Consider the following 25,612-nt stretch of genomic DNA (forward strand, 5'->3'; position numbering starts at 1 on the left):
CTGGGGGCGACGGGACAAGGTCCCGTCGCCCCCAGTGCGTTGGTCAGCCCGGGGCACCCACGGGGCGCGGGCCGCGCGTCCGGCCTGCCGAAGCCGCACCCGTCTGGTCTGCTGGCGGGTATGGCGTACTCCCCCATGACCGCGCGCAGCCGCGACGAGCACCACCGGGCGGCCACCCCGCTGGAGCTGTTCTTCGACCTCTGCTTCGTCGTCGCGATCGCGCAGGCCGGTGCCCGGCTGGTGCACGCCCTGGCGGAGGGCCACCCCGGCACCGGGGTGATCGGCTACCTCTTCGTCTTCTTCGGCGTGTGGTGGGCGTGGATGAACTTCACGTGGTTCGCCTCCGCCTACGACGTCGACGACGTGCCGTACCGGATCGCGACGCTCGTCCAGATCGCGGGCGTACTCGTCTACGCGGCGGGAGTGAGCCGGGCCTTCGACGACAACGACTGGACGGTGGCCGTCGTCGGCTACATCATCATGCGCGTCGCCCTGACCGCGCAGTGGCTGCGGGCCGCCGCCGGGGAGAGCGGCGCGGCCCGCTCGGCCGCGCTGACGTACGCGGCCGGGCTGGTGGTCTGCCAGGCCGGGTGGGTGGCCCTGCTGTTCGCCCCGGAGGATTCCCGGCGCTGGCTGTTCCTGGTGCTGGTCGCGGCCGAGCTGATGGTTCCGGTGCTGGCCGAGCGCAGCCACCAGACGCCGTGGCACGCGCACCACATCGTGGAGCGGTACGGCCTGTTCACCATCATCGTGCTGGGCGAGACGATCGCCGCGAGCACGGTGGCGGTGAAGTCGGCCCTCGACGAGAACGAGGCGCTGGACCAGCTGCTGCCGATCGCCGGCGGCGGGCTGCTGATCGTCTTCGCCGCGTGGTGGATCTATTTCGCGGTGCCGATGCACGAGCGGCTGACCTCCAACCGCGAGGCCATCCCGTGGGGTTACGGCCACCTCCTGATCTTCGCCTCCGGCGCGGCGATCGGGGCGGGCATCGAGGTCGCGGTGGAGCACGCGGTCGGCAAGGCGCACATCTCCCAGCTCGCCGCGAACGCCGCCGTCACGGTCCCGTCGGCGCTGTTCCTGCTGACGGTGTGGCTCCTGCACTCCCGCCACTTCAAGCACGGCGCCGCGCAGCAGCTCACCTTGCCGGTGTCGGCGCTCGCCCTCCTCGCCTGCACCTGGGCCGGTACGTACGCGGTCCTGTACGCCGGCCTCGTCGCGGCGGCCACCGTCGCGATCGGCCTCACCCTGGCCCTGCGCACCCCCCGCTGACCGGCGCGCCCGCTCCTGTTGCTCCGCCCCATAACCCGCGCCTCGAACGCCGGCGGGGCTTTGGGCCGATACCGACGGCCAAAATCCAGCCCCGCCGGCGTTTGAGGCGCGGGGGTTCGGGGGCAGAGCCCCCGACAGCGGCGGTGCGCCGGACCGTCACTCCCGCACCCCCGGCGCCGTTCTCCGAGCATGACGCTCCCCTCGCAACGCCCCGGCCAAGCCCCCGGCAGGGAACTGGCCGAGCCCGGCTTCTGGCAGGCACCCCCCGCCCACCGCCTGGCGGCATTCGCCCGGCTCCGGGCGCAGGAATCCCCCGTCTTCGTCCCCGAAGGACCCGGGCACGGGCACTGGGCCCTGGTCCGGCACGCCCAGGTGCAGGAGGCCAGCCGGCTGCACAAGGTCTTCGCCAGCGCTCCCGGCGTGACCACCCCCGAGCCCGCCCGCTGGGTCCGCGCCCTGTTCGGCGACTCGATGGTCAATCTGGACGGCCCCGACCACGCCCAGCTCCGCAGGATCGTGCAGCGGGCGTTCACGCCCCGCCTGCTGGCGGCGGCCGAGGCCGACATCCATGCCGTGGCCGCCCGCATCGTGGACGACGTACTGGCCGAGGGACCCGACGAGTTCGTTTCGGCGGTGTCCTCCCGCCTGCCCCTGGAGGTCATCTGCAACATGATGGGCATCCCGGAGCACTACCGCTCCGAGATCGCCGACCGCGTCAACCACGCCTCCGAGAACATCGGCGTGGAGCGCGGTCTCGCCGCCCGCCTGCGGATGCCCGGCCGCGGCCTGCGGGCGCTGGCCCGGATGCAGCGGATGGTGGCCGGCATCGGGCGGGAGCGGCGCAAGAACCCCACCGCAGACCTGATCTCGGCGCTGGTCTGCGCGAACGTCGACGGCCAGGCCCTCGGCGCCCGCCAGCTCGGCGCCTTCTTCTCGCTCCTGATGGTCGCCGGGGTGGAGACCACCCGCAACGCGATCACGCACGGGCTGAGCCTGCTGACCGACAACCCCGGCCAACGCGACCTGCTGCTCTCGGACTTCGAAAAGTACGCCGACGGCGCGGTGGACGAGATCATCCGGCACTCGACGCCGATCATCCAGTTCCGCCGGACGGTCACCGCCGAGCACACCCTGGACGGACACCTGTTCCGCCCGGGCGAAAAGGTGGTCCTGTACTACGCCTCCGCCAACCGCGACGAGGCGGTCTTCCCCGACCCCGACACCTTCGACATCACCCGCTCGCCCAATCCCCACCTGGGATTCGGCGGCGGCGGACCGCACTTCTGCCTGGGCGCGCACCTGGCCCGCGTGGAGATGAAGGCGCTCTTCCGCGAACTGCTCACCCGGCCGGTCGGGCTGCGCGCGGTGGGCCTTCCCGATCTGGCCGGGTCGAACTTCGACAACCGGGTCCGGTCGCTCAAGTTCGCCTTCGAACGGCCCTGATGCCGGGACCGGCCACCGGGCAGGCTGGGAGCCCGGCGGCCGGCGCGGGCACCCCCCGGACGACGGGTCCGGGGGAGGTCGTGGCGGCGCGGCCCGGTGCGCGGCTACTTCTGCAGGCGCCGCACGGTCAGCACGCAGTGGGCGCTGCCGGTGAGCACCGACTCGTCCCCGGCGAACGCCTGGAGGGTCTCCGCCTCGACCGGCTTGCCGGGGACCGCCTCGGGCCAGGCGCGCGTGGCGAACAGGAAGTACGCCTGCCCGCTCTCGTTCGCCGCGGCGACCCACTCGTCGGGGGCGGTGCACTGGGCGTTCATCCCGGGCAGAGTGAGCGCGATCTGGTTGCCCTCCAGCAGGAGCTGCACGGGGAAGGCGGCCGGGTTGCGGGTGCCGTCCATGACGACGTCGCCGATGGGCAGGCCGATCTCCTCCAGCAGCCCGCGGGCCGCCGCCTCGCCGGCCTCCCGGCCGCCCGGGCCGTCCCCGAGGGTGTAGGCGAGGAGGTACGGGATGTCATGGGCCTCGGAGGGGTCGCCGATCCAGGCGAGCACCGAAAGGGTGCCGAGCTGGGACCGGTCGATTTCGGCTTGAGTAGAAGTCATGCGCGCACCCTAGTGCTCTGCCGCCCGACCCCTTCACGGCCTTTCACCCGGCCGGGCTAGACCGCCCAGAATCCCCCTCCGGAATTCGCCTGGATGTTCGCGTCCTGGTACTGGAGCCGCTCAATGCGCGCGTTTTCCGGGATTTCGAACACCACCCATCCTTCCGCCCGCTCACCGACCGCGAGGGAATCGAAGACGAGGGGTTTGCCGGTGGTCAGTTCACCGGTGGGCACCACCGGGTGGCGCTGCCCCGCACTGTCGTGCGCCCACATGCGTCCGAGCGCCCCGTACGAGGCCCCGCCGACGTTGACGAACGACATCGAGGCGGCCACCCAGCGCTTGCCGGCGGGCGGGGCGTAGTTCTTCTCCACGCTGACCGCGGGGTCCACGTACGCGCTCAGCACCGCCTCCAGGTGCCGGCCGACCTGCCGGCCGTGCACCCGTACGGCCTCACCCACACGGGCATCCTTGGCCCCCGTCCGCGCGGCCGATCCCTCGGCGCCCGGCGCCCCGTCGTCCACCACGACGGCGGGCACCGCGGCGGGAGCGAGGGCAGCCCCCTCGGGGGCGCTCTGGCAGGCCGTGGCGCCGACCACCAGCAACGGGAGGAGGACGACGGCGCACCGCGGGAGGCGGGAGGCGAAACGGAAACGGACGCGGGCGGGGGCGGGGGCGGCGGACTGGCGCATGCGGGATCCCTCCGGGGACGTATTTCGGTCAGTCTCACGCGCCCGGCCCGGGAATTGCACACACCGACACGAGTACGCCCGGCGGGCGTGTACGGCGAGTTGCCCGCCGACTGCCAGCACAATTCGTTCCGGCGGAATCCCGCCACCCGCATCCACCCGGAGGAACCATGGGTATTCACGGAACCCGCATGGCCCTGGCAGCACTGTCGGCACTGGCCGCGACGGCGGTATTCACCGCGCCCGCAGATGCCACTTCTTTCGACCAGGGAATTTCCGTACAGCCGTACGGTCATATCTCCGAGGACGGGAAGGTCACCCTTTCCGGCACCTACCACTGCACGAACCCGTCACCCGTGGGGGCGAAGCTCCAGATCGCTGCGGCCGTCGTGCAGGACGGCACGCGGCTGGCCTTCGGCGGCGGCGAGGCGCAGTGCGACGGACAGGAGCACGAGTGGGAGGCGACCGGCACGCTCGAGTTCACCCCGGCCGTCCACCCCGGCCCGGCGCTCGCCGAGGCCCAGCTCAACGAGATCCACTTCTCGGGGCTGATGCCGCGCTCCATCGACACGGTCGCGGAGGACCGCCAGGAGATCCGGCTGGTCGCCCGCCGCTAGGCCGCCGCGACCCGAGGCGTACCCGGCCGGTAGCCGCCGCTCGCCGCTACCGGCACTCGGGTGCCACGTCCGTCATCGACATGAACGCCACCGACTGGCACCCGGGGTCCGCGTGCGGCCGCCCCGTCGCCCAGTCCACGACCGTCGGTACTCCGGCGGCCAGCAGGAGCAGGGCCAGGACGCCGGTCACGGCGCCTTTGCTCAGCCTGCGCACAGCACGATCCGTTCCATACCGCGCATCATCACCCCGCCCCCGCCCGCCCACAACTCGGGGTGACCGCACGGTCACCCCGCGCCCCGGGGGCTGCCGGCGGCGTCGAACTCGCACCAGACCGCCTTGCCGTCGCCACGCGGCTCCACGCCCCAGTGCGTCGCCAGCGCGTCCACCAGGAGCAGCCCGCGCCCGGTGGTGGCCGCCTCGCCCGGGGTGCGCCGGCGCGGCCACACGCTGGAGCGGTCCTTGACCCACAGCCGGATCCGCCGGACCGGCTCGGGCAGCACCTCCATCGTCAGCACCGCCCCGCCGTCGGTGTGCAGCAGAGCGTTGACCAGCAGTTCCCCCGCGGCCAGTTCCACGTCGTCGGCCAGGTCGGGCATGCCCCAGTCGCGCAGCGCCTGGCGCAGGGCGTAGCGGGCCTCCGAGAGCCCTTCCGGGTCGGCCTGGTGGACGTACTGGTGGATGCGCGGGGCACGGTGGGTGCCCGGGTCGGGTGCCCGGCGCAGCACCAGTAGGGCCACGTCGTCCCCCGAGCCCCAGCGCTCCCAGAGCCGGTCGGAGAGGTGGTCGGCGAGGGCCCCGGCCTCCTGCGGGCCGCTGCGGACCGCGTGGGCGAGGGCGTCCATCCCCTGGGTGATGGCGGTGCCCGGCTCCTCCACCAGGCCGTCCGTGCACAGGACGAGCGTCTCGCCGGGGACCAGGTCGAGGCGGGTCTCGGGGAAGTCCTCCTGTTCGAAGACGGAGGCGAGCCCGAGCGGCAGGCCGCCGCGCACGTTGGGCCAGCCCGTCCGGCCGTCCGTGTGCCGGATCAGCGGGCCGAGGTGGCCGGCGCGCACGGCCCGTACCCCGCCCGTCTCCAGGTCCACCTGGGCGTACATGCAGGTCGCGAAGCGCTCGGTGTCCAGTTCGGCGAGGAAGCGCGAGGCCCGCGCCAGCACGGTGGACGGGGGATGGCCCTCGCCCGCGTACGCCCGCAGGGCGATGCGCAGCTGGCCCATGATGGCCGCCGCGTGCGTGTCGTGGCCCTGTACGTCGCCCACCACGATGCCGACCCGGTCGCGGGGCAGCGCGATGACGTCGTACCAGTCCCCGCCGACCTCCCGCCCGCTCCAGGCGGAGTGGTAGCGGACCGCGATCTCCCCGCCGGTGATCTCCGGGATCCGCCGGGGCAGCATGGCGGCCTGCAGCCCCGTGGCGAACTCCCGCTCCTGGTCGAAGAGGAGTGCGCGCTGGAGGGACTGGGCGACGATGCCCGCGAGGCCCAGGCACAGGTTGCGCTCCTCCGGGCTGAATTCGCTGCGGCGCCGGTAGAAGAGGACCAGCCCGCCGATGGCCTGGGCCTGCGCGATCAGCGGGAGATAGGCGGCCGCGTCGAAGCGGATCCGGCCCAGGTAGTCGCTGAGCAGCGGGAACTCCTCGCCGAGCGCGGTGAGCGAGGTGACGAAGCGGGCCTGCCGGCTCAGCACCGCCTGGGACAGCGGCAGCGAACCGTCCAGCCTGGTGAACCGCCGCTCGCTGAGGATCTCCAGAGACTCCCCGCTCAGCGCGATGATCTTGATGGTGCCGCCCTCGACCAGCCCCAGGGCCAGCCCGTCCGCGCCGAGCCGCTCCAGTGCGCCCGCCCCGGTCAGCGTGGCCGTGACGTCGTCGACCGTCACCGCCCGCGAGAGCGCCTCCGTGGTCCGCTGGACGATCGTGGTCTGCTGGGCCCGGGCCGTCTCCAGTTTGCGCAGCATCGTGGCCTGGGCGAGCTCCGCCGTCGCGTCCCGGACGATCCCCACGATCCGCCGCGGCCGGCCCTCGCCGTCCCGCAGCACCCGGCCCTGGGTGTGCGTCCACTGGTCGCGGCCGTCGCGCCGCTTCACCGTGAAGTAGGCACCGTACGACTCGGCGCCGCCCTCCAGGACCCCCCTGACGGTCTCGGCCAGCCGGGCGCCGTCCTCCGGCGGGATCCGCAGCCCGAGCCCCTCCGGGGTGCCGTCGAACCCCTCCGGCTCCAGGTCGAAGACGGACATTCCCGCCTCGTCCAGGTCCAGCGAGCCGGCCCCCAGGTCCCACTCGAAGCTGCCCATGCCGTTCAGCGCGAGCCGTTCTCCCGGCCCGGTCCGTGGAGTCTTCCGGTCCTGCTCGGGACGGTCGTGCTCCGCCGCTGCCACGAGACACACACCACCTAACGGCCGGGCCAGCACGGCTGGGAGATCAGCCGCTCCCACTCCTCGTCAGGATGCCCCGGAAGGGTGCGCCCGGCCTCCCGCCAGCGCTTGACGAGGGAGAGGTAGATCGGAGGCTGTACGGGGTGGGACGCCGTCGCGTACGGGCCCCGGTCGTACCCGGTGGCCCGGGCCGTGGCGGGCTGTTCGCTGCGGCTGCCGGGAATCCGTACCCAGCCACGGCCCTGTGCTCGCTCCGCGCTCATCGCGGACCCCTCTCACCGCGGGTCTCCCTGCGGATCACACCGCAGATACGTCGTGGGATGCCCGGCTGCGGCCCGGGAACACCGGTCCTCGCCGGGGGAGCCCGGCAGCGGGCCCCGTGCGCCGAGCCGTTTGCGGACTCCTCGCACCAGTCTCCCCGCCGTGAAGCCCGCACCGTGCACGAATCGCATGGAAGGGCCGAATGAGGGAGCCGTCAGCAGTCCCGCGAAGAACAGGCCGGGCCACGAGGACTCGAACCCCGGGCTCAGCTCCGGGGTCCCGCTGCCGCCCACGGTCTCCAGCGCGGCCCGCAGCCCCGCGTCGAGCAGTTCCAGGCGGGCCAGGTGCGGGGTGAACCCGGTGGCCGCGATGACGTGCGCGGCGTCCAGGACCACGGACTCGCCGGACCGGGTGGTCAGCCCGAGCCGGGTCCGCTCGCCCACCGCGACCGCCCGGTGCAGGCGGTGCCCGAGCAGGACGGGGACCTGCCGCTCGAAGCGGTCCCGCAGCCACCAGGCGCCGGCCGGGCCCAGCGCCGTCGCCGCGATGCGCTCCCGGGTGGCGGCGGGAAGCCGGCGCACGGCCCACGGCAGCTCCGACCACACCCAGCTGCGCCAGCCGGTGCCGAGCCCGCTGTGCGGATCGCGCAGGGCGCGCAGCGCGGGGCGGCTCAGGGGCTGCGGTACCGCGTTCCAGTTCAGCCGGGAGCGCCGGGCGACCAGGCACGGCCGGGCGCCCTGCTCGGCCAGCAGCGCGGCGGTCTCCAGGGCCGCCTGCCCGGCCCCGAGCACGGCGACCTCGAGGCCGGCGAAGCGGGTCAGGTCCCGGTGGCCGCTGCTGTGCGAGTAATGGCCCGGGGGCAGCTCGCGCAGCGCCGCGGGATGGTGGGCGAACGGCATCACCCCGACCGCGAGGGCGACCGTACGGGTCAGGAGCGGCGGTCCCTCGGCGGTGCGGACCCGGAAGCCGTCGCCCTGCGGGGTCACCTCCGTGACGGTCACCTCCTCCACCTCGGGCGCGGCATGGCGGGCGAACCACATCCCGTACGAGGTGAACGTGCCGATCGGCAGCGGAGTGCCGTGTTCCGCGACCAGTCCGCGGGTGGCGCAGTAGTCGGCCAGGGTGTGCCGGCCGTCGGGCGCGGACAGGTTGGAGGACCAGGGCTCCGACTTCAGGTACATGCCCTCGGGCATGTGGTCGCGCCAGGAGGCCATGGGCCGCCCCAGCAGCCGTACGTCGAGCCCCGCACCCGCCGCGTGCGCGGCGATCGACAGCCCGTACGGGCCCGCGCCGACCACCACGAGATCCTCCATCCGGCTCACGGCCGTCCTTCCAGTGTCGTGCTCAACGGGTCACCAGCTCGTCCGGCGCCGGCGCCTCCGGCGGCGCGGGCCGGGAGGTGGATCCGCCCGCGGCGGGCGGCTGTTCGCGCCCCCGCTGGCGGGGCGCGCGGACCGCCGCGCGAACGGTGCGCCGCCCCCGCGGCGCGGGAACGGCCCGCAGTGCGCGGGCGCCCTTGCCGCATCCCCGGCCGACGAAGGCGAGGAGCATCGCCAGGAACGGCAGCAGGTCGTCGACGGCGAACCAGGCGGCCTCGACCCGCCCCCGCCGCCCCTTCGGCACACCCGCCGCGGACCCGGCCGGCCCGGCCGGCCCGCCCGTCGGACCCCCCGGCGCCCCGCCGCCCGGACCCGGCGCCACGCGGTCCGCCGGCACTCCCCGGCCCTCGGCCCCAGCGGCTCCGCGGGACGCCCCGCCGGCCTCCCCGGCTCCGCCCGCTCCGCCCCCGGAGGCGGCCGGAGGCGCAGAGCCCGCCGCCCGGCCCGCCGCGAGGCGGCCTCGTACCGCCGCCAGCAGCGCGTAGTTCTCGGCGACGAACACCCGGCCCGGTCCGCCCGAGGGTTCCGGAACCCGCTGGCCCGTCAGATCCAGGTACATCGCCTGTACGACGTCCAGCCCGGCCGCGTCCGTGAACAGCCGGAACTGCGCGCCCGGACGCGGGTTGAAGTCCACCAGCCGGAAGGTGCCCCGCTCGTCCCGGCGGAAATCCAGGTCCAAGATCCCCTGGTAGCCGAGGCGTTCGGCGAGCCGCAGGCCCGCCTCCTCCACCGCCGGGTCCGGAAGCCAGCGGCCCACCGCCGTCAGCCCCGTCCGCACCGGCCACGACAGCTCCTTGCGGCCGGAGCCCGCCAGCAGCGGGCGCCCGCCCCGGGCGAAGGCCCCGTGGAAGAACCAGTCGGTGTCCGGCCCGGCCGGCAGGAACCGCTGGAGCAGCAGCCGGCTCCCGGCCTCGGCGGAGCGCTCGTACAGCCGCCGCGCCTCGGCGACGGTGTGCACCAGCGTGGTGCTGCGCAGTCCGTCGGCGGCGGCCGGCAGCAGCCAGGGGCGGCTCCACTTGGCGACCACCGGCAGGCCGAGCCGCCACGCGGCCTCCGCCGCCTCGCCGCCGCTCGCCGGGACGACGGTCTCCGGGTGCGGGACGTTCCACCGCGCGCAGAGCCGCGACAGCTCGGCCTTGTCGGCCACCCGGGCGGGCAGGTTGTCGGGCTGGTGCGGGATCCGGAAACGGTCCGTCAGCATCGGTGCGACGCGGGACACCGTGATCGCGCTCAGGTCGTCCATGGCGATGAGCACGGCCGGCCTGCCGATCCGCTCCGACACCCCGGTCAGACACTCGAGCAGCGTCTCCGGCGCCTCCGGGTCCACCCCGCCGGCCGGCCCGTCGTGCACGGCGCGCAGATAACGCGAACGCCCCATGGGACCTCCCCCGGCCTCGACGACGGCATGGACCTCCACGCCCTTGCGGCCAAGGGATCTGACGGCGCCGAGGGTTCCGTGGTGGAACGGATTCCGATCGAGTCTGAGCAGAACGGCGGGCACATGGCTGAGAAACGCGTGCATGGCAGCGGTGTCTTTCACCTAGTCGGACCAAGCGGGGAGGGTGCGCAGCTGCGAATGGCCTACGGGGCGGTCACCGGACAGGGCATTCGTCAGATCTGATGCCTAACGTCTTTGGCAAGCACACCGATTCAGGAAAGCCCGGGAGACGCCATGCCCAGACCACGCCGCCGACTGGCGAGCACCTGCATCGGTACGGTCACGGCCGGACTGCTCGCCACCGGGGCCGCGATCGCGGACCCCGAGAAGGACCGGTCCCAGGCCTCGGACATCGCCATGGGCGCCTACCTCGACTACGGGCCGCCCGGCGTGGCCCGGATCCCGTACCTGTCGCGCTGGCTCGGCGGCAAGCAGATCCGGGTCGGTCACACCTACCTGCCCGGCGACCAGTGGGCGGGCATCGAGGGCAAGGTCGGCTTCCTGGAGGACTGGGCCGCGTGGCGCCGGGCCTCCGACGACCGGATGTTCGTCCTCAACGTCCCCATGCAGGAGCGCAACGAGGGCCGGATCCCCGACCACCAGGTGGCCCGGCTGATCAGGGCGGGCGCGCAGGGCGAGTACGACCGGCACTTCAAGCGGCTGGCGAAGCGGCTGGTGGCGCTGGGCGTGCCGGACACGGTGATCGTGCTCGGCTGGGAGATGAACGGCATCACCTACACCCACCGCTGCGGGCCGGACCCGGAGAACTGGAAGGTGTACTGGAGGCGCGTCGTCACCGCGATGCGGTCCGTGCCCGGCCAGAAGTTCAGGTTCGACTTCGCGCCGAACCGGGGCAAGGACGCGATCGGCTGGACGAAGTGCTACCCGGGCGACGACTTCGTCGACATCATCGGGATGGACTCCTACGACCAGGGTCCCGGCGAGGACTTCGACGACCAGATCACCCAGCCCTACGGGCTGCAGAAGCACGTCGACTTCGCGAAGGCACACGGCAAGGAGATCTCGTACCCGGAGTGGGGGCTGTTCCGGCGCGGGGACAATCCGGAATACGTGCGGCGCATGCTGAAGTGGATCGAGCAGCACAAGCCGCTCTACCACACCATCACCGACTACTGCCCGCACGGCGTGTGGCAGTGCAAGGAGAACCCGCGCTCCGCGAAGGTCTTCCGCGAGGCGCTGCGTCCGGATCTGCCCGGCCCGGTCGTCCCGACCCCGGTGGTGCCCACGCCCGTGGTCCCGACCCCGGTGGTCCCGACGCCCGTGGTCCCGACGCCCGTCGTGCCCACCCCGTCCGTGCCCATTCCGACCGTCCCCACTCCAGCCGTGCCCACTCCGGCCGTGCCGACGCCCGAGCTCCCGACGCCGCAGGTCCCCACCCCGGCCGTGCCGACCCCGACCCCGGCCCCCGTGGAGCCGACTCCCGCCGTCCCCACGCCCGCCGTCCCCACGCCCGCCGTGCCCACGCCCGAGGTCCCCACGCCCCTCCCGAGCCCCTCCGAGTCCCCGACGCCCCAGGTCCCCAAGCCCTCGCCCGTGGTCCCGACGCCCGAGGTCCCGCTCCCGGTGACCCCGAGCCCGGTGCTCCCGACCCCCGAGGTGCCCGAGCCGACACCCGTGCCCTCGCCGGCCGTGCCGACACCGGAGGTCCCCACGCCCTCCGAAGCCCCGACGCCGACCCCGCCGGCTCCCACCCCGGTGCCGTCGCCCGAGCCCACGCCCTCCCGGCCGACGCCGCAGCCGCTGCCGGAACCGGCGAAGCCGCCGGTCAACAGCAAGGAGTGGTGCGTCCCGCTCAGCTTCGGCGAGTGGCTCTCCAAGCTGGTCGGCAAGCAGTCGGTCTGCGTCAAGGTCGACGTGGGCGAGGGCTCCGGCTTCTGGCCTTTCTAGACGGGTCATCGCACCCGCAGTTCGTTGAGCCGCGCCCGCCAGTCCCTGGCGGCCGGCAGCGCCTCCCGCAGCGCCTCCACCGCCCGCTCGCGCCCCGTCACCTGCGACTCGTGCAGCCGCAGCAGGGGCGCGAGCGCGCTGGTCGCCAGCAGGAACCGCTGGTTGACCACGGTCTCGGGCCGCCAGTGGTTCTTGTACGGCTCGTTGCCGCGCAGGAAGCTCACCACCGGGCGGCCGTCGGCGAGCGCCCGCCCGGCGTCGTGGCGCAGCAGCAGCGTCGCCACGTCCACCTTGCGCGCGCGCAGGTCCGGATCGGCGCCGTACAGGTAGCCGCCGCTCATCCCGGCCGACAGCAGCGTGACGTTGGCCGCCACCACCTCGCCGTCCAGCCGGAACTCCGTCAGCCGGGCCTCCCCGGCCCGCACCATCCGCCGAGTGGCCCGGGTGAGGTGCTCGGCGAACCGGGGCCGGAGGTGCTCGGGGGTCACCCCGCGGCCGCGCCACTGCTTCTCGTGGAGCCGCAGCAGGGTCCGTACGGCACGCGGTACCTCCTGCTCCGCGGCCTCGCGCTCCTCGATCCCGGCCGCGTCGGTCTTGCGGAGCTTGGCCCGGACCCGCTGGCCGCCGGAGGCCGGCATCCGCTTGACCAGCTCGTCGAACGGCAGCGCGGGCAGCTCCATGCACGTGGAGTCGGTGAGCCGGGCGGACACCCCGGGCCAGTACTTGGGCAGCGCCTCGGCCGCGGACCCGGGGCGCACCTCGCGCAGGTCGACCACCGCACCCCGGGCGGCCCGGTGCAGGCCGCGGGCCAGCGCCGGGACGACCTGGTCGGCGTACTCGGCGGACACGAGCACGTCGAAGTAGTCGGTGATGGGACCGCCGAGCGGCACCAGCAGCGGCAGCGGCCGGTGTACGAGCATCAGCGCGGCCGCGCCGACCAGTTCCCCGCCGCGCCGCACGAGGACGATCCGCAGCCGGCCGTCCTTCCCGTACGACAGCCACCAGGAGTGCAGCCAGGCGTGGCTCTGGAACGGGGTCGCGGTGGGACAGGCGCGGACGAGCCGGCCCCACGGCTCCTCCAGCGCGGCGAACTGCCGGGAGTCGCGGCACAGCGTGACCGACAGGGCCGCGGCGGGGCCCGAACTCATCGCACGGACTCCTTCTCCTTGGTCTCCGCGTGCTCACCCTGCGCGGGGAGCGTGGCGTACTCCTCGACGGCCGGCTGCTCCACGGACACCTGCGGCTGCGCGTGCTCCCGCTCCCGCTCCTGTTCCTTGCGCCGGGCGGGCCGGGCCAGCAGCCACAGTCCGCCCAGCAGACCGCCGGCGCACATGCCGACGGCGCCGCTGATGGCGGCCGACGGGGAGGCCGGGTCGGTGGGGGCCACGGCCTGGTTGAACAGCAGCAGCTGCACGCCGGTGTTCTTGGCGGCCTGGTTGCTGCTCAGGGACAGCGCGTCGGCGACGGCGTTGGCGATGTCGGCGGCCTCGGCGGGGCTCTTGGAGGTACCGGTGATCGCGATCATCGGGGACTCGGGCGAGGTCTCGGCCCGCACCTGGGTCCGCAGCTGGCGTGCCCCGATCCCCGCGCGGGGCTGGGCGTAGGCGAGCGTGGAGCTGCTGGTGGCGATGCGGGCGTAGGCCTGGGCGAAGCCGAGGGCGGTCGCCGGTTCGGTGGTGTCGTCCGGCACGGCGACGACGTAGCTGGTGGCGGCGTACTCGGGGGCCTTGATCACCCCGTACGCCCCGCCCGCGGCCAGCCCCAGCAGGGCGCACGCGGGCAGCGGCCACCAGACGGGCGGCGGCAGCAGCCGCCGCAGCCGCCTTCCGGCGCGGTGGGCGGACTTCTTCTTCTTCTTCTGATCGACGGTGTCGGCCATGTGCGTGCTCGCTTCCTGAACGGGGTTCGGTTCCTTCGGGGTGGTCGGACCGGTCATTCCGGCCCGGGGGCACGGGCGGAGCCCGGCACCGGCATGTCGAGCCCCGCCGTCGACCGGGGCGCGGGGCCCGGGGCCGAGCCCCGGGATACGGCCCCGGCCAAGGCCAGGTCGTACACGTCCAGCAGCTGCCGCGCGCTGCGGGAGATGTCGTAGCGGCGGACCACCGGGGGAGGCGGCAGGCGCCGGGAACCCGCCTCCATGTGCCCGCGCAGGGCCGCGATCAGCTCGTCCGTGCCGGTGCCGATGCGCCGCGCGCCGGGGGCCTGGGCGGCGGGCAGGTCGTCGATGGCCGGGCAGGTGACGTGCAGCACCGGCAGTCCGGCGGCCAGCGCCTCGACCACGGCCAGCCCGAAGGCCTCCTCCCGCGACGGCGAGACGAAGACGTCCATGGCGGCCAGCAGGGCGGGGATCCCCGGGGTGCGGCCGTCCGCGCTGTCGCCCAGCGGGTCCCGCTCCCCCAGCAGGTGGATCCGGCTCTGCGCGCCCAGCTCGGCGGCGAGCAGCCGCAGCGCCGCGCGCTCGGGCCCGTCCCCGGCCAGCAGCAGGTGCGCCCCGGGCAGCGCGGCCACGGCCCGCACCAGGACGTCGAACCGTTTGCCCGGCACCAGCCGGCCGACCCCGCCGACGACGAAGGCGCGCTCCGGCAGCCCGGTCCGGGCCCGGGTGGAGCGCCGTACGCCCTCGTCGAAGCGGAAGCGGACGGACTCGATTCCGTTCGGTACGACGTGCACCCGTGCGGCCGGCACCCCCCAGCCCTCCAGCCGGGCGGCCACGGTGTCCGAGACGGCCACGGTGGCGGCCCCCAGCCGCTCGCTGGCCAGGTACAGGGCGCGCACCCCGCCGGACAGCGGCCTGCCCTCGATCTCCGCCTCGCCGAGGGAGTGTTCGGTGGCCACGGCCGCCCCGGCGCCCGCGATCCGGGCGGCGAGGCGCCCGTACACGCAGGCCCGGTACAGATGGGTGTGCACGAGGTCGTACCGGCCGCGCCGGATGAACCTGACCAGCCTCGGCAGCGCTCCCAGGTCCCGGTTGCCCCGCATCCCGAGGTGCACCACCCGTACCCCGTCGGCGCGCAGCCCCTCGGCCACCGGGCCGGGGTTGGTCAGCGTCAGGACGTCGCAGCGCATCGGCATGTGCCGCAGCAGCAGCCGCAGCTGCTGCTCGGCGCCGCCGACCCCGAGTCCGGTGATGATGTGCAGGGCCTTCACGGCAGGACCACCCGCCGCAGCTCCCGCACCTGGTGGCGGACCTGCTTGATCCGCAGCCGCGCGGCGCCGTCGGCCTGGCTGATGTGCGTGCGCGGCAGGGCGTGCGGGCCTTCGAGCCGTCCGGGGTCGATGGCGCAGGCGTACCCGTACCCGGCGGCGCGGGTGGCGGCGACGACCCGGGCGTCGAGGTGTCCGTACGGGTAGCAGAACCCGTCGGGCAGGGTTCCGGTCAGTTCGCGCAGCAGGTCGCGGCTGCCCCGCAGCTCCTGCTGGAGCACGTCGTCGGCGGCCGCGGTGAGGTCCTGGTGGAGCAGCCCGTGGGAGCCGATCTCCTGCCCGGCGCCGGCGACTTCGCGGATGCCCTCGGCGGTGAGCAGGGACTTGCGCGGCCCGAGCGGGTCCCACACGTTGTCCACGCCGAGCCGCCCGGGCAGGACGAAGAGGGTGGCGGTGCAGTCGTAGCGGTGCAGCAGCGGGAGCGCGTGGGTCAGGAAGTCGGTGTAGCCGTCGTCGAAGGTCAGCCCGACCAGCCCGGCCCCGCGTCCGGCCGCCCGCGCCCGGAGCAGCTCGCCGACCGACACCCCGCGCAGGCCGCGGGAGCGAAGCCACAGCAGCTGGGCCTCCAGGGAGCGGGGGGTGACGGTGATCCCGTACGGGTCCTCCGCGGGGTCGGTGAACTCGGCGACCGAGTGGTACATCAGGACCCACGGCGATGCGGTCCGGCGGGCGGGGACCACCACGGCGGCGGGCGCCGTGTCGGTGTCAGCGGACATTGCGGAACCTCTGCGTGAACTGGGAGGTGAACCGGTCGATCTGACCGGGGAGGGCGGTGACTTCGAGGGCCCGTATGGCGGTACCGGTGGCTCCGAACATGGCCGGGACCAGCAGGCAGCCGAGGGCGGCGCTGAGCATCGGGTCGGGGATCATCGGCCCGGCGATCCAGCCGGTGGCACAGGCGGCGGCCGCGGACACCGCGAGCCGCCCGATGCTGGCGGCGACGTGGCGGACCTGGATGGGGATGATCCGGGAGCCGAGGCCGGTGAGCAGCAGGATGGCGGTAGTGGTGATGCCGGCCGCGTTGGCGGCGGCGATGCCGTAGGTGCCCCACCAGCCGACGGCGAGGGCTCCGGCCACGATGTTGACGAGCAGTCCGGCGCCCATCGCGAGCGCCGGGAACCAGGTGGGCCGGGCGGTCGAGAAGAAGGGCCGGGACAGTGCTCCGACGAGGCAGTGGCCGAGGAGTCCGAATCCGTAGACCCTCATGACGGAGGCGGTGGCGAGGGTGTCCTGGTGGGTGAAGGCGCCGCGCTCGAAGAGCACCTGGATGATCTGGGGCGCGTAGCCGATGACGAGGGCGGTGCCCATCAGGACGGCGAGGCAGGCCAGCGCCAGGTCCTGCTCGACGCGCCGCCGGGCCTTCTCCCGCTCCCCGCCGGCCATGGCCTGGGCGACGACGGGGAAGGTGACGGTGCAGATCATCAGGGAGAGCACCATCGGCATCTGCGCGACCTTCTGCGCGTAGTTGAGGTGCGAGATCGCCCCCGGCGGGAGGGATGCGGCGAGGAACCGCTCGACGAGCACCTGCGACTGCCGGAACACGGCGAAGAAGATCACCGGGGCGATGACGCCGAAGGCGATGAGGGTGGGGCGGTCGCGGTCGCGCTGGCAGCGGGGGGCGCCCTTGATCCAGGACGGGCCGAAGCCCACGTTCCGGATGAAGGCGGGCAGTTGGACGAGGACCATCAGCAGCCCGCCGGCCGCGACCCCGGCGGCCGCCGCCCGCACCCCCCACACGGCGTGCAGCGCGAGCATGGTGCCGATGATGCCGACGTTGTACGAGACGTAGATCGCGGCGGGCGGCAGGAAGGACCGGTGCGCGCGCAGGGCCGCGCTGAAGTATCCGGCGATGCCGAAGGAGACGACGGTCAGGGCCGTCAGCCGGGTGCACTGTACGGCGAGTTCGGGGTCGGGCAGGCCGGGCGCGAGCAGGGCGACGACCAGGGGCGCGGCCACGACGAGCACGGAGGCCACCGCGGCCAGGAACACGGCCAGCCGCGGCAGGGTCGCAGCCACGAGCAGCCGTACGGGGTCCTGCGCGCGGGCCTCCTTGCGGGTGAGCCCGGCCCGGCCGGCCGCCCGCCGGGCCAGGGCGTGGCTGAAGGCGGGCACCATCAGCAGGGCCATGGCGTCCTCGATGAGGAGCGTCGAGGCCATCTCGGGGACGGTCCAAGCGATCAGGAAGGCGTCGCTGTCGTGCCCGGCCCCGAAGAGGTGCGCGATGGTCTGGTCGCGCACCAGCCCGAACACCGCCCCGGCGGCGGTCAGCCCGGCGGTGACGGCGGCGGCCTTGGCCAGGAACCGCCCGAGTGGCGCCGGTCCGTTCCCGCCACGGGCGGCGGGCGCTCCGCCGCGCCCCGGGCCACCGTCGGCGCAGGCCGCCACCCGGACCCGCCGCCCGGCGGCGCCGGGCACCGCCCCGGCGACGAATCCGCGGTCCCTGGCCACACCGCTCGGGCCGGGTGAGGCGGGCGCGGCGGGGGCCGGTGCCGGCGCGGCCGTGTCGGGGCCGTCGGGGACACGGGTGGGGCCCGCCCCGGCCGGAGGGCCGGATGCGGGCCGCCAAGGCGTCGTATCGGTCACCGGCCGCTCGAACCCTCGGGGACCGGGCCCCGCGCACCCCCGCCGGGGGACGTGTCCCCCGGGGAGGGAAGGGCCCACCAGGCGGCGAGCCCGATGATCACTCCGGTCAGGACGGTGGACGGGCCGCCGATGTCCGCGTACAGGAAGTCGGTCAGCTGCCACACGAACAGGCCGGTCGCGATCAGCCCGCAGTCCCGGATCCGGCCCGCGCCGCCGGCGCCGGAGGCGAGCCGCCGTGCCCCGGCCACCAGCAGCGCCGCCCAGCCGCCCGCCAGTGCGGTCAGCCCGATCAGCCCCTGCTCGCTCAGGATGAGCAGGTACATGTTGTGCGGGGAGAGCAGCGGCTGGCGGACGTACGCCTGTCCCGCGCCCGCGGTGTCACTGCCCGAGGACAGCCCCAGCGAGGAATGCCCGTCGCGGTGGGCCGGGAAGCCCTTCAGCCCCACCCCCACCGCCGGCCGCTCCCGCCACATCGACTCGGCCGCGGCCCACATCGTGTAGCGGTCGGTCACCGACTGGTCGGGCGCGCTGGAGACCTGCGTGATGGAGGTCAGCCGCTCCGCGACCATCTCGGAGCCGACCCCGAGCCCGCCCACCAGGACGACCCCGGCGGCGGTCAGCGCGAGCAGCACCTTCAGCGCCCGCCGGATCCCGGCCAGCAGCATCACCAGCACCGCCGCGCCCAGCGTGGCGATCCACGCGCCCCGGCTGAAGGACAGCACCAGGGGGAGGATCAGCACCAGCGCGCAGCCCGCGGCGATCCGCCGGGCCCGCCGCGGCAGCCCCGGCGCGAGCGCGGCGGCCGTCGCCACGACCAGCCCGTACGCGACCACCGTGGCCATGCCCATGACGTCACCGGGGCCGAAGGTGCCGACGGCCCGGATGTCCTCGCCCTGGTACGAGGCCCCGGTGTGGGTCGCGTACTGCACGACCCCCACCGCCCCCTGCACCAGCGCCAGGACCACGAAGCACCCGGCGGCGATCCGGAACTCCCCGGCGTCGCGTACCAGCAGCACCACGGCCGCCGGGACCAGCACGAAGACCTGGAGGTAGCGGACGAAGCCCGGCAGGGCGGCGTACGGATCCCCCGCGGTCACCGTCGCGACCGCGAGCCCCACGGCAGGCATCCCGAGGACGAGCGCACCCAGCGGGGTCAGCCCCCGCACCCGCCCGCGCAGCGCCTGCACCGCGCACACGAAGACCAGCAGCAGCGAGGCCGCGTCGGCCGGGCCGACCTTGCCGGAGGCCGTCGCGTCCCCCGCCGGGAGCGGGGCGAGCAGGAAGAGCACGGTCGCGGCGAGCGGCAGCAGCGGCCAGTGCCGCCGCAGCAGCTCCGGCACACCGGGCCCGGCACGGTTCAGGGATACCGCGAGGCTCATCAGCTGCCCCCCAGCCGGAAGCGGAAGAAGGAGGCCGCGGTGCGGGCCAGGATCCACAGGTCCTGCCACAGCGACCAGGTGTCGATGTAGTGGTTGTCGAACCGGGCCCGGTCCTCGATGGAGGTGTCCCCGCGCAGGCCGTTGATCTGGGCCAGGCCGGTGATCCCGACGGGCATCCGGTGCCGGGCCTCGTAGCCGGGGTGGACGGTGGAGAACTTGGCGACGAAGAACGGCCGTTCGGGGCGCGGGCCGACCAGGCTCATGTCACCCCGTACCACGTTCCACAGCTGCGGCAGCTCGTCCAGCGAGGACTTGCGCAGGAAGGAGCCGACCGGGCTCATCCGCCGGTCGCCCGCGACGGTCCAGCGGGTGGCGGACTCGTGCTCGTCGGCGCGCAGCGTACGGAACTTCAGCAGGGTGAAGGGGCGCCCGTACAGACCGACCCGCTCCTGCCGGAAGATCACCCCGGGCCCGTCGCAGAGCCGTACGGCCAGCGCGCAGGCGGCCATCACGGGCGCGGCGGCGACCAGCGCGACCAGTGCCAGGGCGGCGTCGAGGCCCCGCTTGACCCAGCGCTCCAGCGGCCGCGCGGGCCGGGGCAGCAGGGGCTGTACGGCGTACCCCCACAGCTGGTCGGCGGGGTGCGCCACCCGCATCCCGGTGACCTTGGCCGTACCGGCTGGGTCGGCGAGCCAGAGCCGGCAGCCGTGGTCGTGGAAGAGCCGGACCAGGGAGGCGGTGCGCTCGTCGGCTTCGGGCGGGCGGGTGAAGACGGCGTGCCGCACGGAGTTCTGGATGACCGCGCGCCGGATGTCCTCGTGGGTGGTGAGCACGGGCAGCGGGCCGGTGTCGCCCTCGGCGGGCGACGCGGTGTCGGCGAGCCCGACCGGGCGCAGTCCGTACTCGGGGCGGCCGTGCAGGGCGGCGGCCACCGCGGCCGCTCCGCCGCCGGGTCCGACGACGAGGGCGGAGGCGGGCCGGCGCACGCGGGTGCGACGGCGCAGCCGGTTGACGAATCCGCGTCCCGCGCACGCCAGTACGGCCTGGAGGCACACGGCCGTGAGCAGCGCGCTCCAGCCCAGGGCGCGGGCGGGCTCGACGGCGGCGACGACCGTGGCGGCGCCGCACCACAGAACGGCGGACCGCCCGGCCAGCGTGGGCAGTTCGCGCAGCGCCGAGGGGGCGAGCTGCGGCCGGTAGAGCCCGGCCTGCGCGTGCAGCGCGGCGAGCAGGACGGCGATCGGCGCGGCCGCCGTCGCCGGCAGGCCCGCTCCGGGCAGGGAGGTTCCGGGCAGGGCCGTCGCGGTCAGTACGGCGGCCAGCGCGTCGGCGGTGAGCAGCGGGAGCACCCCGTCGCGGCGGCGGACCCGCTGCGGGCGCACGGTGGTCCGGGCCTGGCCGGCCCTGGGTCCGCGCGGAGGGTGGATGGCGGTCGCGGCACGGCGTACGGCAGTGGTGCCGGCACTGCCGGCGGGCCCCGTGCCGCCCTGCCCGGTGTGCCGGGCGGGTGCGCTTTCCATCGTCATCGGCTGATGCGCTCCTGGTTCAAGGGCCGGGGCCTGCCCAGCAGTTCGTGGTACAGGCCGGTGACCGCGTCCGTGGTCCGCCGCACGTCGAAGTCGGTCCGGGCGTGCTGCCGGGCCTGCTCTCCGAGTTCGGCGAGCAGCCGCGGTTCGGCGAGCAGCCGTCCCAGGGCCTTGGCCAGTGCCGTCGGGTCCTCCGGTGGCACCAGGCAGAGCCGTCCCTGGCCGGGCGGCAGGCTCTCCCGGGCCCCGCTGACGTCGGAGACCAGGACCGGTCGGCCGCAGGCCATGGCTTCGAGCGGGGCGAGCGCCATGCCTTCCCACCGCGACGGCAGTACAACGAGATCGGCGGCCCGAAGCCACGGTCGGATGTCCGGGGCGGCGCCCGCGAAGAGCACCCCGGAGGGGGCGGTGCGGCGCAGCCGTTCGGTGTCGGGGCCGTCGCCGACCAGGGCGAGGCGGGCGCCGGGGACGGTTCCCAGCAGCTCCGGCCAGGCCCGCAGCAGGATGTCCTGTCCTTTCTGAGGGCAGAGCCGGCCCACGCAGACGGCGAGCGGTCCCCCGTCGGCCAGGCTGCTCCGGAAGGCGGATGGCAGCGGCAGCGCGGCGCGGGCGCGGGCCTTGTCCTGGCCGGGGTCGGGGTCGCCGGGCCGGAAGTGGTCGAGGTCCACGCCGTTGCGGATCACCGACCAGTGGGCGGCGATGCCCTCGGCCTCGCCCGCGCGGCGCTCGGCCTCGCTGACGCAGAGCACCCGGTCGGCCCACCGGGCCCCGTACCTCTCCCAGCGCAGCGCGAGGGCGCCGGTGGCCCCGCCGACGGCGTCGAAGGACCAGGCGTGCGGCTGGAAGACGGTGGGGACGGCGCCGCGCGCGGCGAGCCGCCCGGCCAGCCCGGCCTTGGCGCTGTGGGCGTGCAGGAGATCGGGCCGGACGCGGCGCAGCAGCCGCCGGACGCCGAGCACTTCGGCGGGCAGCCCGCGTCCGGGGGCCCGCCCGGCGCGCCAGGTGAGCACTTCGGCGCCGGCGTCCCGGGCGGCTCCGGCGAGCGTTCCGCCGCTCGGGCAGCCGACGACGGCGCGCAGGCCCGCGGCGGTCTGGGCGCGCACGAGGTCGGTGACGACCCGGGCGACGCCGCCGTCTACGGGCTGAGAGAGGTGGAGGACGGTCGTGGGCAGTTCCGCCCATGGCTGTGTGGGCACGTGGAGTGGTCTCCTGCGTTCAGCGGCGCGCGTCTGTCTGAACGAAGAGCACACCGAGGAAATGACCCTGACTTTCGCCCGTGAACCTGAAGCTCAGACTGCGGGCACCACCGGACAGGGCGGGACTCAGGTCGAACACGTCCGCGTCATAGCCGAGATTGTTCACATAATCGGGCTGTCGCACGAACGCTTGTTGTCCGAATTCCGTGATCGTGGAATTCATCACATCATTAAAAGGATTTTCTGGATCGCTGAGACTCACCCGGCGGCCGCTGTCGGCCGTCACGGTGAGTGAGTCCTCCAGGGTGCCCCGGTCCCCGTCGTACGCGACCACCCCGACCCGCCCGGAGGCCCCGGCCGGCACGTCCAGACCGTCCACCTCGATGAGCCCGTCGCCGGTGCCCGGGCGGGCGGCGAGCGACTCGAACCCGTCCCACAACGAGATCCGGCGCACCGGCTCCTGCGGGTGCTCGTACGCGACGACCAGGGTCCAGCCGCCCCAGGCCCCCGCCTCGGAGTGGCCCATGGCGATGTTGAGCTGCGCCACCGTCCACATCCCGGCGCCGCCCTTGCGCACGAGCGGGGTCACGTCGGCCGAAGCCTGGTAGGCGTCGCTGCCCGCGTCCGTGCGGTGGCCCATCACCGTGTCGGCCAGGACCTCCTTGTACGCGCCGCCCGGCTCGGCGACCAGCACCCGGCCGTTGTCCTCCGGCGGCTTCTGCTCGCCCACCCGCAGGTTCCCGCCCCAGTACAGACGGGCGTACGAGACCTTCGCGCCCTGCGGGACCTTGAGCTCGGCCCGGGTCGAGTTGTAGGTGTCCGGGTCCTTGTCGACCTCGCTGTAGAACATCTCGAAGTCGCCGTTGACCCCCGCCGCGCCCCTCTTGACCTCGGCACAGGGCTCGGCCCGCGGGGCCTCCTCCCGACGGCAGCTGATGCCGGAGTTGGAGGCCCGCACCAGACCGCCGTGCTGGACGGCCTGGTAACGCTGGGTGAACGGAACCCGGGGCATCTCCCGGGGAGCGGGGGCGTGTGGAGCGGGGGCCGCCTGCGCAGCGGGAACGTACGCGGAAAGTGTGAGGCCGGACAGCAGAGCGAGCGTGCCGAGGATTCTGCGGGAGGAACCCATGACCCCGTCTCCATTTTCGATCAAGGGGACAAAACAGGAGTGAACTTTGTCAGAAATCGGGCTGGAAATCACGTCGGACTCGCACGTACGGCCTTTTGGGCGATGACACACACCCTCGAAGCGGGCGGGTCGTTATCTCTTGCACCATTGTTCGAACCGAAAAGGCGGGAACCGGGAACGCCTGAACGTCAACCGCGCGGTCCGAAACGGCGGCATCCGGGTGAAGCCACGCAACCCCGGCGGGGGCCGGGCCGTTGTCCCAGGTGCTCCAGTACCGGGCAATCCTGCAAAAAAGGGACGACAATGATCAAGAAGATGATGGCCACGGCAGCGGTTGCGGCCTCGGTCGTGGGCATGGGCGCCGCCATGGCGCCGCAGGCGATGGCCATCGGGAACGACAACGGCATCAACACCGTGAACGGCAACGGCGCTTCGCAGATCTACGGCAACCAGGCCACCTACGGCAACATGAGCCCGCAGATGGCGCTGATCCAGGGCTCCTTCAACAAGCCCTGCATCGCCCTGCCCGCCAAGGCCAACGTGCAGTCCGTGCTGGCCCTGGTGAACGTCGGCGTCCAGGACATCCCGATCCTGTCCAACCCGATGAACCAGCAGTGCACCGAGAACTCCACCCAGGCCAAGGGCGACGAGCCGCTCTCGCACATCCTCGACAACATCCCGGTCCTCTCCGGCAACGTCTCCTCCGGCAGCTGACCGAGGAACGTCCAGCGAGGCCGTCGCACCTTCGGGTCGCGGCGGCCTCGCCGCGTGAATACGCGAATGAGGGCAGTTATTCGCCAGGCTTCCCGAATTCCCCGGAGCACCGGGGCTGATTTCCGGAACGCCGCCGAAAATCTGCGGTTTCTTTTGTCCGGACCACTCGTTGTTATTTCTGCAGGTGGATACGCCCCTGCGGGAAGGATCGAAATCAAATGAAGTACAAGAAGGCAGTGGTGCTGGCCGCCGGCGCTCTGATGGCCGCCGGTGCCGCCTCCCCCGCCATGGCCGACGCCGACGCCGTGGGCGTGGCCAAGGACTCCCCCGGCGTCGCCTCCGGGAACCTGGTCCAGGTCCCGGTGCACATCCCGGTCAACGTCTGCGGCAACACCGTGAACATCATCGCGCTGCTGAACCCCGCGTTCGGCAACGTCTGCGTCAACGCCTGACGAAGCGCTTGTGCCCACACGGGCAAACCTCCTCGGGGTGGCCTCGGAGTGCACGGCGGTGCACTCCGAGGCCACCTTCGATTCAGCACCGGCGCCAGCGCCGGAGACAGGGAAGGACCCATGCGACAGGTACTGAGCCGACAGGTACTGGGCAAGGGGATGCTCACGGCGGCGGCGGCGTCGAGTCTGCTGTCGATCGCGACCGGCGCGGCCTACGCGCATCCGGGAGCGACGGCCGAGGCCTCGCACTCTCCGGGTGTGCTGGCCGGCAACAGCGTCTCGGTACCGGTCACCTTCGCACCCAACGTGTGCGGCAACAGCGTGGACGGGGGTGCGGCGCTCAACCCCTCGATGGGGAACACCTGCGTCACCACGACCGGCTCGCACACGCACGACGGCTACGACTACGGGCGCTACCTCAGCCCCGAGAACGCCCAGGCCTTCGAGCGCTACCTCGAGGAGCGCGAGGAGCCCCGGGGACCGCGGCACGCGGTTCCGGAGCAGCGCCAGGAGTCGCCGCGCTACGAGCAGCCCCGGGACGACGAGCCCCGCCACGCGGGGCCCCGGCACGCGAAGCCGCGCCAGGAGGAGCCGCGCCACGAAGGCGGCTACGGCGGACCGGGCGAGCAGGAGGGCGAGGAGGAGTGCGACGACCACCCCGAATCCGCTCCGCCCCCGCCGGTGCACCAGGCACCTCCGGCGCCCGAGCGGCCCCACCCGATGCCCGAGCCCGTCGCGGAGCACCCGGTCCCGCTGCCCGCTCCGGCCCCGGTCGAGGAGGCGCCCGCCCCGAGCCCCGAGGCGCCCGCGCCGGTCGACGAGGCCCCGAAGCCCCTGCCCGCTCCCGCCCCCGGGCCCGAGCCCGTCCCGGAGGCTCCGGCGCCGCTCCCGGCCCCCGTCGAGGAGGCTCCGGCGCCGCTCCCCGCCCCGGTGGAGGAAGAGGCTCCCGCGCCGCTTCCCGCCCCGGTCGAGGAGGCGCCCGTACCGCTTCCCGCGCCCGCCCCCGTCGGCGAAGAGGCTCCCGCGCCCGGGCCGCCGCGCGGCAGCCGGCCCGTGGAGCAGCCCGCGCCGGAGGCGGTCCGGCCCGGCGATCAGCCCCCGGCCGCCCCCGCCGGTGACACTCCCGTCCACCTGCCCCCGGCAGCCGCTCCCGCCCCGGCTCCCGCACCCGCACCGGCCCCCGCTCCGGCGCAGGTGACCGCGCCCATGCTGGCCGAGACCGGCGCGGGCCAGCCCGCGGCCGCGGCGGTCCTCGCCTCGGCCCTGATCCTCGGCGGCGCCATTCTGTACCGGCGGTCCCGTATCGCCTGACGGCAATACCGGTAATCAGAAGAAATATCGGCCGGAGAATCCTTTGTCGGATTCTCCGGCCGCTGTCATGTACCCGCGATCCGCGTTTCCGGATCGGCGGGGAATCGTTACGCAGGGCGAATGCGGCGCGACGGTCGCCGCTGACCCG

General features: G+C 74.1%; 23 protein-coding genes. 7 read left to right on the top strand and 16 right to left on the bottom strand.

What is annotated here, in order from left to right; all coding sequences use genetic code 11:
* The first annotated feature begins 120 nt into the window (after positions 1–120).
* Positions 121–1,269 carry a low temperature requirement protein A gene (locus ACZ6I1_RS05695; protein ID WP_469283459.1) on the top strand — a complete coding sequence of 383 codons (1,149 nt, stop codon included), beginning with the start codon at positions 121–123 and terminating at the stop codon, positions 1,267–1,269.
* A gap of 189 nt (positions 1,270–1,458) precedes the next feature.
* Positions 1,459–2,712, top strand: a complete 1,254-nt coding sequence (locus ACZ6I1_RS05700) for a cytochrome P450 (protein WP_469283462.1) — start codon at positions 1,459–1,461, stop codon at positions 2,710–2,712.
* Positions 2,713–2,816: 104 nt separating this feature from the next.
* Here the strand turns inward: ACZ6I1_RS05700 and ACZ6I1_RS05705 are convergent, their stop codons facing one another.
* Positions 2,817–3,311: a DUF5949 family protein gene (locus ACZ6I1_RS05705; RefSeq protein ID WP_469283466.1), complete on the bottom strand. Its 495-nt coding sequence runs from the start codon at positions 3,309–3,311 to the stop codon at positions 2,817–2,819.
* 56 nt (positions 3,312–3,367) lie between these two features.
* On the bottom strand, positions 3,368–4,000 hold the full coding sequence (locus ACZ6I1_RS05710; protein WP_469283468.1) for a DUF4352 domain-containing protein: 633 nt from the start codon (positions 3,998–4,000) through the stop codon (positions 3,368–3,370).
* Positions 4,001–4,188: 188 nt separating this feature from the next.
* On the opposite strand from ACZ6I1_RS05710, the gene ACZ6I1_RS05715 reads away from it, so the two are divergent.
* Entirely contained in the window at positions 4,189–4,614 is a 426-nt protein-coding gene (locus tag ACZ6I1_RS05715) for a DUF6299 family protein (protein WP_469283470.1), read from the top strand.
* A gap of 46 nt (positions 4,615–4,660) precedes the next feature.
* Here the strand turns inward: ACZ6I1_RS05715 and ACZ6I1_RS05720 are convergent, their stop codons facing one another.
* From ACZ6I1_RS05720 to ACZ6I1_RS05740, 5 genes are all read right to left on the bottom strand, one after another.
* The gene (locus tag ACZ6I1_RS05720) at positions 4,661–4,828 is read right to left on the bottom strand and encodes a hypothetical protein (protein ID WP_469283472.1); all 168 of its coding nucleotides are present in this window, start codon (positions 4,826–4,828) and stop codon (positions 4,661–4,663) included.
* A gap of 71 nt (positions 4,829–4,899) precedes the next feature.
* Positions 4,900–6,987: a SpoIIE family protein phosphatase gene (locus ACZ6I1_RS05725; RefSeq protein WP_469283475.1), complete on the bottom strand. Its 2,088-nt coding sequence runs from the start codon at positions 6,985–6,987 to the stop codon at positions 4,900–4,902.
* Between the two features lie 14 nt (positions 6,988–7,001).
* The gene (locus tag ACZ6I1_RS05730) at positions 7,002–7,247 is read right to left on the bottom strand and encodes a hypothetical protein (RefSeq protein ID WP_469283478.1); all 246 of its coding nucleotides are present in this window, start codon (positions 7,245–7,247) and stop codon (positions 7,002–7,004) included.
* 12 nt (positions 7,248–7,259) lie between these two features.
* Complete coding sequence (locus tag ACZ6I1_RS05735) at positions 7,260–8,558, bottom strand: NAD(P)-binding domain-containing protein (protein ID WP_469283822.1); 1,299 nt, start codon at positions 8,556–8,558, stop codon at positions 7,260–7,262.
* 31 nt (positions 8,559–8,589) lie between these two features.
* Positions 8,590–10,002: a carboxylate--amine ligase gene (locus ACZ6I1_RS05740; protein ID WP_469283480.1), complete on the bottom strand. Its 1,413-nt coding sequence runs from the start codon at positions 10,000–10,002 to the stop codon at positions 8,590–8,592.
* Between the two features lie 294 nt (positions 10,003–10,296).
* Between ACZ6I1_RS05740 and ACZ6I1_RS05745 the strand changes: the two genes are divergently transcribed.
* The gene (locus ACZ6I1_RS05745; protein WP_469283482.1) at positions 10,297–11,970 is read left to right on the top strand and encodes a glycoside hydrolase family 26 protein; all 1,674 of its coding nucleotides are present in this window, start codon (positions 10,297–10,299) and stop codon (positions 11,968–11,970) included.
* Positions 11,971–11,975: 5 nt separating this feature from the next.
* Here ACZ6I1_RS05745 and ACZ6I1_RS05750 read toward each other — a convergent pair whose 3' ends face one another.
* The 9 genes from ACZ6I1_RS05750 to ACZ6I1_RS05790 are packed head-to-tail and all read right to left on the bottom strand — an operon-like array spanning position 11,976 to position 23,059.
* Positions 11,976–13,118 carry a GNAT family N-acetyltransferase gene (locus ACZ6I1_RS05750; RefSeq protein ID WP_469283484.1) on the bottom strand — a complete coding sequence of 381 codons (1,143 nt, stop codon included), beginning with the start codon at positions 13,116–13,118 and terminating at the stop codon, positions 11,976–11,978.
* The gene (locus tag ACZ6I1_RS05755; protein ID WP_469283487.1) at positions 13,115–13,849 is read right to left on the bottom strand and encodes a YveK family protein; all 735 of its coding nucleotides are present in this window, start codon (positions 13,847–13,849) and stop codon (positions 13,115–13,117) included. The genes ACZ6I1_RS05750 and ACZ6I1_RS05755 overlap by 4 nt, the downstream gene beginning before the upstream one ends.
* Before the next feature lie 53 nt (positions 13,850–13,902).
* Positions 13,903–15,117 (bottom strand): glycosyltransferase, encoded by a 1,215-nt coding sequence (locus ACZ6I1_RS05760; RefSeq protein ID WP_469283490.1) that lies wholly within the window; start codon positions 15,115–15,117, stop codon positions 13,903–13,905.
* Positions 15,114–15,890 carry a polysaccharide deacetylase family protein gene (locus tag ACZ6I1_RS05765; protein WP_469283492.1) on the bottom strand — a complete coding sequence of 259 codons (777 nt, stop codon included), beginning with the start codon at positions 15,888–15,890 and terminating at the stop codon, positions 15,114–15,116. The genes ACZ6I1_RS05760 and ACZ6I1_RS05765 overlap by 4 nt, the downstream gene beginning before the upstream one ends.
* Entirely contained in the window at positions 15,880–17,757 is a 1,878-nt protein-coding gene (murJ, locus tag ACZ6I1_RS05770) for a murein biosynthesis integral membrane protein MurJ (RefSeq protein ID WP_469283494.1), read from the bottom strand. The genes ACZ6I1_RS05765 and murJ overlap by 11 nt, the downstream gene beginning before the upstream one ends.
* Positions 17,754–19,136 carry an O-antigen ligase family protein gene (locus tag ACZ6I1_RS05775; protein ID WP_469283496.1) on the bottom strand — a complete coding sequence of 461 codons (1,383 nt, stop codon included), beginning with the start codon at positions 19,134–19,136 and terminating at the stop codon, positions 17,754–17,756. The genes murJ and ACZ6I1_RS05775 overlap by 4 nt, the downstream gene beginning before the upstream one ends.
* Positions 19,136–20,662 (bottom strand): exopolysaccharide biosynthesis polyprenyl glycosylphosphotransferase, encoded by a 1,527-nt coding sequence (locus ACZ6I1_RS05780; RefSeq protein WP_469283498.1) that lies wholly within the window; start codon positions 20,660–20,662, stop codon positions 19,136–19,138. Before ACZ6I1_RS05780 ends, ACZ6I1_RS05775 begins: the two co-directional genes overlap by 1 nt.
* The gene (locus ACZ6I1_RS05785; protein WP_469283500.1) at positions 20,659–21,858 is read right to left on the bottom strand and encodes a glycosyltransferase family 4 protein; all 1,200 of its coding nucleotides are present in this window, start codon (positions 21,856–21,858) and stop codon (positions 20,659–20,661) included. The genes ACZ6I1_RS05780 and ACZ6I1_RS05785 overlap by 4 nt, the downstream gene beginning before the upstream one ends.
* 19 nt (positions 21,859–21,877) lie before the next feature.
* Positions 21,878–23,059, bottom strand: a complete 1,182-nt coding sequence (locus ACZ6I1_RS05790) for a DUF3344 domain-containing protein (protein WP_469283502.1) — start codon at positions 23,057–23,059, stop codon at positions 21,878–21,880.
* Positions 23,060–23,290: 231 nt separating this feature from the next.
* On the opposite strand from ACZ6I1_RS05790, the gene ACZ6I1_RS05795 reads away from it, so the two are divergent.
* The 3 genes from ACZ6I1_RS05795 (at position 23,291) to ACZ6I1_RS05805 (ending at position 25,464) form a co-directional block, all read left to right on the top strand.
* Positions 23,291–23,701 carry a rodlin gene (locus tag ACZ6I1_RS05795; protein WP_361752292.1) on the top strand — a complete coding sequence of 137 codons (411 nt, stop codon included), beginning with the start codon at positions 23,291–23,293 and terminating at the stop codon, positions 23,699–23,701.
* A gap of 218 nt (positions 23,702–23,919) precedes the next feature.
* A complete protein-coding gene (locus tag ACZ6I1_RS05800; protein ID WP_469283505.1) occupies positions 23,920–24,153 on the top strand; it encodes a chaplin in 234 nt (77 codons plus the stop codon).
* Between the two features lie 120 nt (positions 24,154–24,273).
* Positions 24,274–25,464, top strand: a complete 1,191-nt coding sequence (locus tag ACZ6I1_RS05805; protein WP_469283507.1) for a chaplin — start codon at positions 24,274–24,276, stop codon at positions 25,462–25,464.
* Positions 25,465–25,612: the final 148 nt, after the last annotated feature.

This window comes from Streptomyces sp. NPDC046303 (assembly GCF_055588085.1).

Excerpts from the sequence above, each read along its gene's own strand:
- ACZ6I1_RS05780 (WP_469283498.1), bottom strand. The coding sequence starts at position 20,662 with ATGACGATGGAAAGCGCACCCGCCCGGCACACCGGGCAGGGCGGCACG.
- ACZ6I1_RS05735 (WP_469283822.1), bottom strand. The coding sequence starts at position 8,558 with ATGGAGGATCTCGTGGTGGTCGGCGCGGGCCCGTACGGGCTGTCGATC.
- ACZ6I1_RS05750 (WP_469283484.1), bottom strand. The coding sequence starts at position 13,118 with ATGAGTTCGGGCCCCGCCGCGGCCCTGTCGGTCACGCTGTGCCGCGAC.
- ACZ6I1_RS05775 (WP_469283496.1), bottom strand. The coding sequence starts at position 19,136 with ATGAGCCTCGCGGTATCCCTGAACCGTGCCGGGCCCGGTGTGCCGGAG.
- ACZ6I1_RS05715 (WP_469283470.1), top strand. The coding sequence starts at position 4,189 with ATGGCCCTGGCAGCACTGTCGGCACTGGCCGCGACGGCGGTATTCACC.
- ACZ6I1_RS05755 (WP_469283487.1), bottom strand. The coding sequence starts at position 13,849 with ATGGCCGACACCGTCGATCAGAAGAAGAAGAAGAAGTCCGCCCACCGC.
- ACZ6I1_RS05705 (WP_469283466.1), bottom strand. The coding sequence starts at position 3,311 with ATGACTTCTACTCAAGCCGAAATCGACCGGTCCCAGCTCGGCACCCTT.
- ACZ6I1_RS05795 (WP_361752292.1), top strand. The coding sequence starts at position 23,291 with ATGATCAAGAAGATGATGGCCACGGCAGCGGTTGCGGCCTCGGTCGTG.
- ACZ6I1_RS05805 (WP_469283507.1), top strand. The coding sequence starts at position 24,274 with ATGCGACAGGTACTGAGCCGACAGGTACTGGGCAAGGGGATGCTCACG.
- ACZ6I1_RS05740 (WP_469283480.1), bottom strand. The coding sequence starts at position 10,002 with ATGGGGCGTTCGCGTTATCTGCGCGCCGTGCACGACGGGCCGGCCGGC.
- ACZ6I1_RS05695 (WP_469283459.1), top strand. The coding sequence starts at position 121 with ATGGCGTACTCCCCCATGACCGCGCGCAGCCGCGACGAGCACCACCGG.
- ACZ6I1_RS05765 (WP_469283492.1), bottom strand. The coding sequence starts at position 15,890 with ATGTCCGCTGACACCGACACGGCGCCCGCCGCCGTGGTGGTCCCCGCC.
- ACZ6I1_RS05800 (WP_469283505.1), top strand. The coding sequence starts at position 23,920 with ATGAAGTACAAGAAGGCAGTGGTGCTGGCCGCCGGCGCTCTGATGGCC.
- ACZ6I1_RS05745 (WP_469283482.1), top strand. The coding sequence starts at position 10,297 with ATGCCCAGACCACGCCGCCGACTGGCGAGCACCTGCATCGGTACGGTC.
- ACZ6I1_RS05730 (WP_469283478.1), bottom strand. The coding sequence starts at position 7,247 with ATGAGCGCGGAGCGAGCACAGGGCCGTGGCTGGGTACGGATTCCCGGC.
- ACZ6I1_RS05700 (WP_469283462.1), top strand. The coding sequence starts at position 1,459 with ATGACGCTCCCCTCGCAACGCCCCGGCCAAGCCCCCGGCAGGGAACTG.
- ACZ6I1_RS05710 (WP_469283468.1), bottom strand. The coding sequence starts at position 4,000 with ATGCGCCAGTCCGCCGCCCCCGCCCCCGCCCGCGTCCGTTTCCGTTTC.